This window comes from Planotetraspora kaengkrachanensis (assembly GCF_016862895.1).
Taxonomy (GTDB): Bacteria; Actinomycetota; Actinomycetes; order Streptosporangiales; family Streptosporangiaceae; genus Planotetraspora; species Planotetraspora kaengkrachanensis.
Window position 1 is genome coordinate 1 of record NZ_BONV01000008.1, and the last position, 12,157, is coordinate 12,157.

At 71.7% G+C, this 12,157-nt stretch carries 11 protein-coding genes; 5 read left to right on the top strand and 6 right to left on the bottom strand.

The features are described 5' to 3' along the window. Positions 1-579 (bottom strand): condensation domain-containing protein (locus tag Pka01_RS11700; RefSeq protein ID WP_239114914.1); only part of this gene is annotated, 579 nt, incomplete at its 3' end. After that, complete coding sequence (locus Pka01_RS11705; protein WP_239114915.1) at positions 576-1,991, bottom strand: class I adenylate-forming enzyme family protein; 1,416 nt, start codon at positions 1,989-1,991, stop codon at positions 576-578. The genes Pka01_RS11700 and Pka01_RS11705, both read right to left, overlap by 4 nt. A gap of 537 nt (positions 1,992-2,528) precedes the next feature. On the opposite strand from Pka01_RS11705, the gene Pka01_RS11710 reads away from it, so the two are divergent. From Pka01_RS11710 to Pka01_RS11720, 3 genes are read left to right on the top strand one after another with little or no spacing between them, the layout of a single operon-like run. After that, the gene (locus Pka01_RS11710; RefSeq protein WP_203882713.1) at positions 2,529-2,765 is read left to right on the top strand and encodes an acyl carrier protein; all 237 of its coding nucleotides are present in this window, start codon (positions 2,529-2,531) and stop codon (positions 2,763-2,765) included. After that, positions 2,762-4,036 (top strand): condensation domain-containing protein, encoded by a 1,275-nt coding sequence (locus Pka01_RS11715; protein WP_203882714.1) that lies wholly within the window; start codon positions 2,762-2,764, stop codon positions 4,034-4,036. Before Pka01_RS11710 ends, Pka01_RS11715 begins: the two co-directional genes overlap by 4 nt. Then, a complete protein-coding gene (locus Pka01_RS11720; RefSeq protein WP_203882715.1) occupies positions 4,033-6,003 on the top strand; it encodes a N,N-dimethylformamidase beta subunit family domain-containing protein in 1,971 nt (656 codons plus the stop codon). The genes Pka01_RS11715 and Pka01_RS11720 overlap by 4 nt, the downstream gene beginning before the upstream one ends. Before the next feature lie 9 nt (positions 6,004-6,012). Here the strand turns inward: Pka01_RS11720 and Pka01_RS11725 are convergent, their stop codons facing one another. After that, positions 6,013-6,696: a response regulator gene (locus Pka01_RS11725; protein ID WP_203882716.1), complete on the bottom strand. Its 684-nt coding sequence runs from the start codon at positions 6,694-6,696 to the stop codon at positions 6,013-6,015. Continuing rightward, positions 6,693-7,880, bottom strand: a complete 1,188-nt coding sequence (locus Pka01_RS11730; RefSeq protein ID WP_203882717.1) for a sensor histidine kinase — start codon at positions 7,878-7,880, stop codon at positions 6,693-6,695. The genes Pka01_RS11725 and Pka01_RS11730 overlap by 4 nt, the downstream gene beginning before the upstream one ends. Positions 7,881-8,057: 177 nt before the next feature. Here Pka01_RS11730 and Pka01_RS11735 point away from each other — a divergent pair, with 177 nt between their 5' ends. After that, a complete protein-coding gene (locus Pka01_RS11735; RefSeq protein ID WP_203882718.1) occupies positions 8,058-8,648 on the top strand; it encodes a hypothetical protein in 591 nt (196 codons plus the stop codon). A 104-nt stretch (positions 8,649-8,752) separates the two neighbouring features. On the opposite strand, the gene Pka01_RS11740 is transcribed toward Pka01_RS11735, so the two are convergent. Together Pka01_RS11740 and Pka01_RS11745 are read right to left on the bottom strand one after the other, a co-directional pair. Then, entirely contained in the window at positions 8,753-9,436 is a 684-nt protein-coding gene (locus Pka01_RS11740) for a M15 family metallopeptidase (protein WP_203882719.1), read from the bottom strand. A 16-nt stretch (positions 9,437-9,452) separates the two neighbouring features. Beyond that, positions 9,453-10,616: an ROK family transcriptional regulator gene (locus Pka01_RS11745; protein WP_203882720.1), complete on the bottom strand. Its 1,164-nt coding sequence runs from the start codon at positions 10,614-10,616 to the stop codon at positions 9,453-9,455. A gap of 213 nt (positions 10,617-10,829) precedes the next feature. Between Pka01_RS11745 and Pka01_RS11750 the strand changes: the two genes are divergently transcribed. After that, positions 10,830-12,155: a sugar ABC transporter substrate-binding protein gene (locus Pka01_RS11750; RefSeq protein WP_203882721.1), complete on the top strand. Its 1,326-nt coding sequence runs from the start codon at positions 10,830-10,832 to the stop codon at positions 12,153-12,155. Positions 12,156-12,157 lie beyond the last annotated feature (2 nt).

Below are 12,157 nucleotides of genomic sequence, written 5' to 3' on the forward strand. Positions count from 1 at the left end.
CAGCACGACCTCGCCGGGCTCCCGCCATCGCCCGCGCCAGTAGTCGCCGGCCTCGCCGAGCAGAGCCTGGACCCGTTCCCGTTCCGCCGCCGCGTGGTCCGCGTACGACATCGTGAGGCGGGTGAGCGGCCGCCCGTCGTAGAAGGCGGCCAGGTCGCGGACGAGCACGTCCTTGGACTCGCCGTCGAAGACCAGATGGTGCGCCACGACCACCAGCACGTGGCGGGTGGACGACAACCGGACGAGCGTGAACCGGGCGAGCGGCCCCTTCTCGACGTCGAAGGGGCGCAGGGTCTGGGCGCGCACCAGCGGGGCGAGGTCCTCCGCGGCCGTGACGACGACCTGGGGACGCTCCGCCGGCACCTCGACCGGTATGCCGTCCCGCTCCTCGATCGCGGTCGCGAGGACCGGGTGCCGCCGGACCAGGGCCTCGCACGCCTGGATCAGCGCGCAGGCGTCCAGCGGCCCGTCGAGGGTGATCAGCAGCGGCATGTGATAGGCGGATCCCGCCCGGCCCATCCGCTCGGTGAGCCACATCCCCACCTGGGCGAACGAGGCCTGCCTCAGGTCGGCGCTCATGCCTGTGCCCGCAGTGCGCGCTTGTCGACCTTGCCCCCGCGATTGCGTGGCAGCGACTCCATCCTGGCGATCTCGGAGGGGATCTCGTGCTGGGCCAGCCGGTCGCGCAGGAAGGCCCGGATGTCGGCGTCGGACACCTCGGCCCGCAGGACGACGGCCGCGGCGACGGCCGTGCCGAGGACGTGGTGGGGAAGGCCGTAGGCCGCGGCCTCGACCACCGCGGGATGCTCGTACAGTGCGTTCTCGACCTTCAGGGTCGAGACCTTGAAGGCACCCGACTTGACGACGTCGCCGTCGCGGTCGACCAGGTAGAGATAGCCGTCGTCGTCGAGATACCCCAGGTCTCCCATGCGGATCCAGCCGGCCCGGAAGACCTCGCCGCTGGCCGCGGGGTCGTCGTAGTAGGCGCGGGGCGCGGCGGGTGAGCGCATCCACACCTCGCCGGTCTGGCCGGGCGGGAGGTCCTCACCTTCGGGCGAGGCGATGCGGACGTCTCCGCCCGCGGCCGACCTGCCGACGGAGCGGGGCCGCTCCGGGTCGAAGAGCATGATCGTCTGGGCGGGGGCCGCCTCGGTCGAGGTGTAGTAGTTGGTGATCGTCGCCTTGGGGAACATCCGGGTGAGGCCGGACGCGACCGCCGGTGGAAGGGGCGCGGCGGCCGAGCCGAGCAGCAGGACGCTCGACAGGTCGGGGCCCTCCTGGAGGTTCAGCAACTCGACGGCCATGGCCGGCACGAGGAAGACCGTTCCGGCCCGGTGCCTTTCGATGAGCCCGGCGAACCGCCCCGGAGTGAACCGGGGCAGGGTGACGACGGCGGGGTGCGCGGTCAGCGCGTTGACGAGCATCATCTGCCCGGCGTTGGTGCCGATCGGGAACGCGTGGACCAGGTGCCGGGAGTGGGCGAACGCCCGGCGTCTCGGCTGGGTCCGCGCGCCGAAGGCCAGGTTGGCGTGCGTGGCCGCGACGCCCTTGGCCTTGCCGGTCGTGCCGGACGTGTAGAGGATCTGCGCCATGTCGGTGGGCCTGAGCGCCACCTCCGGCGGCGACGCCGAGCCCTCGGGCGGCGGGCCGTCCCTGCCGGTGAGTGTCACGGACGCCGAGCAGTGTTCCACGATCTGCTCGATCTCCGCGGCGGGCATGCGGTCCGACAGCGGGACGGCCACCGCGCCGGCCTTCAGAACCCCGAGGAACGCCACGGCGTAGTCGATCCAGCCGGAACCGGGAAACACCATCGCGACCCGGTCGCCGCCGCGCACGCCGCGGTTCAGCAGGTCATCGGCCACGGCGTTCGACCGCGCCTGCCATTGCCCGAAGGTCAGTTCTCCGGACCCGTGCACGATCATCGCGACGGTTTCCGGTTCGGAAGCCGCCCGCGCGGCCAAAATGTCGGGAAGGGTGGGCGTTTCGAGCACGCTTCTCAATTGGCTGCCCCCCGAATGGTTCGGATGATTACGGACGACCGACGCGCTAGACCATGCCTTACTGAAAAGGTTGTTTCCAGTTTCCCCAGAGAGCCAGTCTTACATGGGGCACCAACTTGAGACAAGCGATTCCACACTTCGCGCGGACATCACCGCGGACCAATACGGACCAATACGGATTGACCAGCGGGTCTTGAGACTCCGACGGAGCCGTGCAAGACTTACGGCCGTCCACTAATTGCAAACCTTCTTTTCAGTTAGTCACCGACAAGGCCTTCAGCCTGGCCATTTGGTCTGCATTCATCCGACCACATGGGGGATCATCCCGGAAATGCATGCCATCTCAGAGATTCGCGTCCTTATGCGCAGGAACGGTCTTCTTCCCGCGCGAACACCGCCAAGATGAGACCGATCCCCCATGGTCTGGCGAATACCAATGGTCCCGCGAAACCGGCGAACTCGCTGAGCCACCGGCGCCGGGACCGGGGACGGACCCGCTGAGAACGGATCCCTGAGAGCGGAGGCGGAATGCTCAAGGAACGACTGGCGCAACTGGTGTCGGAGGCGTGCGACGGGGAGATCACGGCGGCCGAGGCATTGAGCGCCACCGTCCCCCTGTCCTACCTCGGCGTCACCTCACTGGCCCAGATGCGCCTGATCGACGCGCTCGAGCGCGAGTACGACATCGAGATCGACCTCGCCGACGACGTCACGTTCCTCGACAGCGTCGACGGCCTCGCCGCGTGGGTGTCGGCGGCCCGATGATCACGTTCACGGGGGCACGCGGGGGCACGGCGCCCCTGACCTGGGGCCAGCGGGCCATCTGGGACGCCATCCAGCGGACCGCGCCCGACGACCGCTACTTCAACTTCGGGCGGATCCTCGAGACGCCGCGGGGGGTGCGGCCCGCCTCGATCGCCCACGTGGCCCGGAGCGTCGGCCTGCTCGTCGAGCGGCACGAGGCGCTGCGGACGCTGATCGGGCCCGGCCCGGTACAGGACCTGCGCGAAAGCGGCGAACTGCCCCTCCGGATCGTGGCGGACGCCGACCCCCGTGACGTCCTCGCCGAGTTGTCCGCGACGGTCTTCGACTACGCCGCCGAGTGGCCGCTGCGGGTCGCCCTCGTGACCAGCGGCGACGAGGTCACGCACATCGTGCTCGCGTTCTGCCACCTGGCCGCCGACGGGATCGGCGCGGAGGAGGTCGTCCGCGACCTGCGACTGCTCCTTCTGCGCGGAGGCCTGGGCGGCGGCCCTCCCCCGCAGCCGTTCGACCTCGCGGAATGGCAGACCTCGCCCGCGGGCCGGCGGCAGGCTGCGAGCGCGGCGGCGTTCTGGGAGCGCGAACACCTCAGGATGCCGCCCACGATGTTCCACGTCCTCTCGGGAGCCGCCGAGCATCCGCCCGTCTGGCGGGCCACGCTCACTTCGCCGGCGGCCGACCTGGCCGCCCAGCGCCTGGCCGTACGGCACGGCACGAGCACCTCGACCGTGGTGCTCACCGCGGTCGGGACGCTGGTCGCCGAGGTCACGGGACACGAGACGGTCACCGTGCTGCCCATCGTCAGCAACCGCTTCCGCGCCGCGACGCGCACGGCGGTGACCACGCTGTCGCAGGAGGGGCTGTTCGTCCTCGAAGCGGGCAAGGCCCGGTTCACCGACCTGCTGGCCGCCTCGGGCCCCGCGGTGCTGCGGGCCTACCGCAGCGCCTACCACGACCCGGCCGACCGTGAGCGGGTCGTGGCCGGGGCGGCCCGCGAACGCGGCACCCCGATCCACCCCTACTGCTGCTTCAACGACATGCGCTTCGCCGAGCAGGCGGTCTACCGCGACGAGGAGCTGATCCGCCGGGCGCTGCCCGAGACCTCCGTGTCCTGGCCGCTCAGCCAGGACAAGCTGAACTGCCGTTTCTGCGTGCATCTCGCCGGCGCGGCGCAGATCTCGCTCACCGCCGACACCCGGTGGTTGTCCCGGCCCGACATCGAGCGGTTCCTGCTCGGCCTGGAGAGGATGCTCGTCGAGGCGGCCCTGCGGTGACGGTCCGCGCGCACGCCACCGCCACGTCCTGCGCGCAGGGCGGGGAACTGGGCTTCCGCCTGGACACCGCGGAGCCGGTCGGCGTGACCGTCCACGACGCGACCAGCGACCGGCTCGTCCTGGCCGCCACGGTCCGCGGCCCGTCCTGGACGTTGCGCGTGCCCGCCGACTGGCCGAGTTCGCTCTACCGGGCTCGATTCGTCGCCGGGCCGCCGGAGCCTGACGTGCTCGTCCCCAGGCCCACGGGCGACCTGCCCGGCGTCGGCGCGTCGCCCGACGACGAGGTCTACTTCGTCGTACGGCAGGCCACGCCCGGGGCGACCTCGCCCATCCTGGTGTCCCTCCCGTTCACGACCTGGCAGGCGTACAACCGGGCCGGCGTCCCCGGGGAGAGCCTCTACTGGACCGAGCAGCCCGACCGTGCCTCCCGCGTGACGTTCGACCGGCCTGGAGGCGGACCGCCTCCCGAGGGGTGGGAGGACGGGCTGCTGCGCTGGCTCGCGCCGGCCGGATACACCGTCGAGTACTGCTCCGGCCTCGATCTGGAGCCCGGCCTGCTCGAGGCGTACCGGCTGCTGATCGTCAACGGGCACGACGAGTACTGGTCGGCGGGCATGCGCGACGCCTGTGAGGGGTTCGCCAGGCGCGGCGGGAACATCGCCTTCTTCTCGGGGAACACGTGCTGGTGGCAGATCCGCATGGAGGGCCGCACCATGGTGTGCCATCGCGATCCGCTGACCGACCCTGTGGACGACTCCGCCCTGACGACCGTCGAGTGGTCGAGCGCGCCCGTCTCCCGGCCGGAGAACTCGCTGACCGGGGTCAGCTTCCGCAACGGCGCGGGCACCTGGGGCCGGTCGATGACGCTGATGCGGGAGGAGTCGTACACCGCGAGGTTCGCCGCGCACTGGGTGTTCGAGGGGACGGGCCTGACCGACGGCGACAAGTTCGGGCAGGGCTCGCTCGGCTACGAGACCGACGCGGCCGAGTTCGCCGAGGTGATGGGGGTTCCCCGGGTGACCTGCCGGGACGGCACGCCCTCGACGTTCGTCGTGCTGGCGACTGCCGACCTGCGGCACTGGAGCTCGGGCGGCCAGGGTGGGTGGGCCACGATGGGCGTGTTCTCCCTCGGCCGCGGCACGGTCTTCAACGCGGCCACCGTCAACTGGGGCAACACCATCCACGACCCGGTCGTGGAGCGGATCACGCGCAACGTCGTCGACCGGCTGTCCCGGCCGCCCGAACCCGGCTGGGAGGTCATCGGCCCGGTCGCGGACGTCCGCGCGCTGGCCGGCTGCGGCTCGGCGCTGTACGCCGTGAGCGCCGACGGCGAGCTGCTCACCCGCGAGTTGTGCGGTCAGAACCTGCAGTGGATGCCGATCGGCCGCGCGGGGGGCGTCGTGTGCCTGGACGCCCCGCGTGAGGCCGGCTCCGGCTTCGGCACCGGCCTGTACGGTGTGACCGCCGAGGGCGTGCTCCGCTACCGCGAGGCGTCGCCGGGCCCGGCGACAGGTGCGGTGACGGGCCCGGCGATGGGCGCGGTGACGGGCGCGGCCGGATCAGCGGGATGGGCCGGCAACCGGGGCGAGTGGACCGATCTGGGTGCGGCGCCCGAGGGCACGATCGCCCTCGCCGTCCAGGACGGGACCTTCTTCGCGGCCACCTCGGCGGGCCGCCTGTGGGCGGTGACCTTCGCCGAGCTCGCCGCGTCCCCGCGGGCCGCCTGGCACGACGCCGGAGACTCGGGCGGCGCCGTCTGCCTGAGCGGGAGCAACGGCCGGGTCTACTCCCTGGGGGCCGACCAGCTGCTCCGCTCCCGGCTGCCTTTCCCCGCCCCCGCCGCGTGGTCGTTCCTCGGCGAAGCCCCCGGAGCGGCGGTCCTGACCGCCCACGCGGGGCTGCTCGTCACCGCGGCGAGCGGACAGCCGTTGCGGTGGCGGCCCGCCGCGACCTTCACTGCCCGCTGACCCGGCCCTTCATGACGGGTCGGGAGCGGGATCGCCCGGCTGGACGAAGCCCGACTCGTAGCCGAGGATCACCGCCTGCACGCGGTCGCGGAGGTTCAGCTTGCGCAGCCCGGCCGCGACATGCGTCTTGACGGTCGTCTCCGCGAGGAAGAGGTCGGCCGCGATCTCGGCGTTGGACCGTCCGCGGACGAGCCCGCGGAAGACGTCGAGCTCGCGGGAGGTGAGGGCGGCCAGCCGCGCGGGGACCCCGCCGGTGACGTCCACCGGCGGACGGCGGACGTACCGCTCCACCAGCCGCCTGGTCAGCGACGGGTCCAGCAGGGCCTCGCCGGCCGCGGCCGTGCGGACCGCGTGCAGGAGATGCGCGCGCGGCGACGACTTCAGCAGGAATCCGCTCGCACCGGCGCTGAGCGCCGCGTACAGGTATTCGTCGAGGTCGAAGGTGGTCAGCATGACGACCCTGGCGTCCAGACGCGGGCTGGCGAGTATCCGCCGTGCCGCCTCGAGACCTCCGGTTCCCGGCATCTGCACGTCCAGGAGCACGACGTCCGGCCGGTGGTGCAGCGTCTCCCTGACGGCCGACTCCCCGTCCGCCGTGTCGGCGACGACCTCGATGTCCGGCTGTGCCTCGAGGATCATCCGGAGGCCGGCCCGGACCAGCTCCTGGTCGTCGGCGAGGATCACCCTGATCACGTCGCCACCACACCGGCCGCGCCCCCGGGCCCGGACGGCCGCCGGGCCCCCTCGTTCCCCGGCACGGGCAGGCGGGCGCAGACCCGGAAGCCGGGCCCGTCCGTACGGCGTCCCGCCACGACGTCGCCCCCGAGGGCCTGTGCGCGCTCACGCATTCCGACCAGCCCCAAACCGCTTCCGCCGGACGTCGCACCGGCCACCCCGTCGTCGAGGACCTCGACCCGGATGATCCGGTCCTCGTACTCGACCCGCACGGCCGCATGGGCCGCTCGCGCGTGTTTCATCGTGTTGGTCAACGCCTCCTGGACGATTCGGTACACGACCGTTCGCATGGCCTCATCATCCGGAGGGGTCCCGGTCTGCGCCAGGTCCACCGTGATGCCGGCCGCGCGCACCGGCGCCAGCAGGGTCGCGAGGTCAGCACCGTCACCGGCCTGCCGCAGGACGCCGAGCATCCGGCCGAGGTCGCCGATCGCCGCGCGGCCCGTCACCGCGATCGCGTCGAGGGCCGGCCCCACCCGCTCCGGACTGGCGGCCAGGACCTCTCCGGCCGCCTCGGCCTGCACCACCATGAGGCTCACGCCGTGGGAGATGACGTCGTGCAGGTCGCGGGCGATCCTGGTGCGCTCCTGCGCCGCTGCGATCTCCCGGAGGTGCACCCGCTCGCGTTCGAGCGCGGCCGCGTGCTCGGCCGCCGCGCGCACCTGGGCCGCCCGCTGCCGCGCCAGCCAGCCGAGCAGCCCGGCGCCGCCGAAGTACGCGATGGGGTAGACGACGTTGAACAGGCTGTCCGTGCCCGCGGAGACCTCGCGCACGGCCACCACGGAGGTCGCGGCGGCCAGCATGGGATAGCCGGCCAGGGCCGTGCGGGCGCTGCCGTACCTGGCCAGCGTGAGCGCGGCGAGGACGGCCGCGGCGAACGTCGCGAAGACCGGCACGCCCAGCGTCACGGCCATTTCGGAGATGGCGAGGCTCACGCCGAGCGTGCCGATCAGCGGCCTGCGCCGCAGCAGCGCGACCGAGCCCCCGTTCACCGATGCGGCGACCAGGGCCGGTCCCAGCCATCGGTGGCCCGACGACTCGGCCATCAACTGGACCACGCCGATCCCGCCGAGAGCGAACCCGGCGAGTGGGTAGGCATGCCGCGTCCACCGGCGGGAGCGGCCTAACGCGTCGTCGACCATGATTGCCAAGGCTAACCACGCGCCTTCGCGGGCACCGCCTCCGAACGGCCGATCCACCTCCTCCTCCCGGAGGAGGCGGTCACTTCCCGTGCAGGACGCCCGCCGTTCGGCGCGGCTCCTACCGTTCCGACCCACGACCGCGGCACAGGGCCGTGGGTCCGGGAAGGGAGACATGCGATGACTGACGCGCTGACAACACCGCAGCAGGTCACATCGGTGGAGGACCGCTGGCGTACGGCGTCGCTCTGGGCGGGCCCGGCGGCAGCCGTCTGCGTCGTCCTGATGGCCGTCGCGATCGCCATGACCGGCGGCGACGAGCTCAAGATGGCGACCGCGCCGGCCGCTCTGGGTTCGACCCTCGCGGGACTGGCGGCGCTCGTCCTCATGGGGTTCGGGCTGGTGAGCCTCGCCGTACGCCTCCCCGAGCTGAGGCGTGGCTTCGGTCTGCTGGCGTGGTTCGTGGCGGCGACCGGCACGGCCCTGAACGCCGGTGGGCAGTGGACGCAGCTGTTCGCCCTCCCCGGCCTGGCGCGTTCGGCGCCCGAGCTCGCCGTCAACGGCATCGACACCGTCCAGGCCGGCTACATCGCGTCGTTCCTGGTGCTGGCCCTGGGTGGCGTTCTGCTCGGCATCGCCCTGAAACGAGCCGGCGCGGGCAGACTCGGCTCGATCCTGACGATCATCGGCGGGGTCATGATGGTGGCTCCGCTGCCGGCCAGGTGGACGGTGCTGGCGATCGGCATCTCCGTCCTCGCCCGCCGGCGCTGACCCCCGCTTCGACCTCCCCTTCGACCTCCGCCGCGGCGTGACCGGACGGTCACGCCGCCGGCGATCTCACCGGGCCGCGCCGCCGCCATGGAGACGGACGGCCCTCAGAGGATCACAGGACCGTAGAGGGCTGCGCCGGCGTGCCGGGTCATGGCCCAGTAGCGGTCGCCGTACGACCAGTGCCACCACTCGGTCGGATAGTTCACGAGCCCGGCCGCCTCCAGCGCCACCCCGAGGACCTTGCGGTTCTGCCGGGCGTCCGGGCCGATGCCCGTGGCCGCGGTGTAGCAGGCGCCGTCGCTCTGCTCCGGGTTGGCGTTGACGGCCGTGCCCATGTCGAGCTCCACCCCGTCGTCGTCGCACATGGTGAGGTCGACGGCCGCGCCCGCCGTGTGGGGGGCCACCTCGATCGGGGAGACGTACCGGCTCGCCGCGACATGCAACGCCTCTTCCGACATATCCGGAAAAGTCATGCGCAATTCGGCCTTGTAGTCCTCGAAGTACCGCCGCTGCAGGGAGACCGGCCGATATCCCTCGACCACCACGATGTGGAATCCGCCGGGAAGCCTGCTCTGCGCGTCCTCGAGCCTGGTCAGCACGCCCTGCCTCAGGTGGGCGTAGGCGCCCTCGGGGTCGGCGAGGCGTGGATCGACCCGCAGCCGCCCGCGGACGTCGGCCAGTGGCTCTCCGCATTCGCGTACCGGTATCGACGTCACCCGGGTGTCCGAGATCAGGGTGATTCCAGGGGCGTCCGCCGCCCGCGCGGGACCGTGCGATGAGTCAGGCATGAGGAGCAACCTACCGTCAGACGGTGTCGGAGAAGACCTCCTCCCTGGCTCGCGCCAGGGCCGCGACCATCGCGCCGCGCAGGACGGGATTGCCCTCGACCTGCGTCACCGCGACCGTCGGCCGGCTGGGGCACACCCGGGCGACGGACTCCTCGACCCGGGCCGCGAGCTCCCGCCCTCCGGCCCGGCCGACGTCTCCGCTCAGCACGACGAGACCAGGATCGAGCACGACGGACACGGCGGCGACCCCGACGGCCAGGCGATCGGCCAGATCGTCGAGGAAGGCGTCGTTGCCGGTGGCGAGAGCCGTACGGACCAGGTCCGCGACGTCGGCTCCGGAGGACAGGCCGTGGGCCTGTGCGAGGCCGGTGAGGGCCTCCCCGCCGACCAGGCGCTGGAAGGAGCCCGACTGCGGCTCGGTCACGTCGGTCGGGAGCGGCTCCCCGGGGACGGGCAGCCAGCCGATCTCGCCGGCGCCCCCGGTGATGCCCCGGTGCAGCCGGCCGCCGAGCATGACGCCGAGCCCCTGGCCGATCCCGGCCCACAGGATGGCGAAGTCGGCGACGCCCCGGGCGGCGCCGTGCTCCTGCTCGGCCAGGGCGGCCAGGTTGACGTCGTTCTCGATGATCACGGACCCGCCCAGCAGGGTGCGCAGCCCGGCGAGCACGCCGACGTGCCATGCGGGCAGGTCGAAGGAGTAGCGGATGTCGCCGCTCACGGGATCCACGACGCCGCGGGTACCGATGACGAAGCTGCGCAGCCGGGTCAGCGGGACGTGCGCGGTCTCACAGGCCCGCATGACCGCGCCGTACACCGTCCGGACCGGGTCCCCCGCGTCGGTCGGGTCGACGGTGACCTCGGCGACGACCTTCCCGGTGATGTCGGCCACGCCGGCGGTGACGCTGTCCGGCAGCACCTCCAGACCCGCCACGTAGGCGCTCGAGGGGTTCACGCCGTACAGGGCGGCGTTGGGGCCGCGCCCTCCCGGCCGCTCCCCCGCCGTGGTCACCAGGCCGCGCGTCTCGAGGCGGGACAGCAGCTGACCGGAGGTCACCTTCGACAGGCCGGTGAGCTCTCCCAGTTCCGCCCTGGTCAGCGGGCCGCGGGACAGCAGCAGTTCCAGCGCCGCCCGGTCGTTGATCTGACGGAGCAGCCGAGGTGTTCCCGGTCGTAGAGGCACTGGCTGGCTCCCTCTCGTCACGATCCGCTAACACGGGTTTTTTTAAAGAAACTTTCTTGTTAGTTTAGCGGCAGCCACCCCGGAGGCAAGCGATCAGCATCCGGGATGCCACGAGAGCCGACCGGACGGAATGCGTCATCCAGCAGGTGGAGGCCCGCCGACACCCCGCATGGGCGCACCCCCGACGTGAAGCCGGGAAGGGAGAAACCCATCGTGAAGATCGTGAAGATCGCGGTCGCGACAAGCGTCACCGCCGCACTGGCCCTGGGTCTCGCCGCATGCGGCAGTGACTCCGGAACGACCGAGCCGACCGGCACGCCGGCGGCCTCGGGTCCCAAGTTCGCTGGTCAGACCCTCACGGTCTGGCGGCTCGGCGCGCCCACGGACGTGGCCGACAAGTACATGAATGACCTCAACGCGAAGTTCAAGGAGGTCACCGGCGCCGACGCCAAGGTGCAGTGGATCCCCTGGCCCGACGCGCAGAAGAAGTGGACCGCGGCGCTCGCCGGCGGCGAGGGCCCGGACGTCACCGAGTTCGGCAACGACCAGGTCGCGGCCTGGGTCGCGCAGGACGCGCTGTCGGACATCACCGACGTCGTCAAGGGCGACAGCGAGCTCCAGCAGATCCCGCAGAACCTGTGGAGCTACGAGACGATCGACGGCAAGGTCTACGCGGCTCCGTGGGGCGGTGGCACCCGGGCCGTCCTCTACCGCAAGGACTGGTTCGACAAGCTCGGCATCCAGGCGCCCAAGACCTGGGACGAACTGGTCACCGCGGCCAAGACGATCGTCGACAAGCAGGGGAAGGACGTCGACGGCTTCGCCTTCAACGGCGGGTCCGACGCGAACATGTCCCTGTCCCCCTTCGTCTGGTCGGCGGGCGGCGACTTCGCCTCCTTCGAGGCCGGCAAGTGGGTGGGCAAGCTCACCGAGCCCGGCTTCAAGGAGGGCTTCCAGTTCTACACGGACCTGGTCGCCAAGGACGGCGTCTCCGGCAAGGGCCGCCTGACCCAGAACTCCGTCGACATCGCCCAGCGCTTCGCCGCCGGCAAGGTCGGCATGTACGTCACCGGTGGCTGGGACATCGCGGCCATCAAGGAGCAGAGCAAGGGCAAGATCGACGAGTCCAAGATGGGCTTCTTCTCGCTGCCCAACAAGGACGGCAGCGGTCCGGCCCCGGCCTTCCAGGGCGGCAACGACATCGCCATCTGGAAGGACACCAAGAACGCCGAGCTCGCGGCCGAGTACCTGAAGCTGGCCTCCGGCAAGGAGTTCGGCGTCCGGTACGCCAAGGAGGGCGGCCTGCTCCCGCTCTACCCGGACGCGCTCACCGAGATGGGCACCGACCCGGCGCAGAAGCCCTTCACCGACACCTTCGCGGTGGCCAAGGGCTTCCCGGCCAGCCCCAACTGGGCGGAGGCCAACGACACCAAGGCGGTGCTGCAGAACGCCGCCCGCTCGGTGATCGACGGCAAGAAGACGGTCGACCAGGCTCTGGCGGACGCCAACGGCGAGCTTGAGACGATCCTCAACCAGTAGGC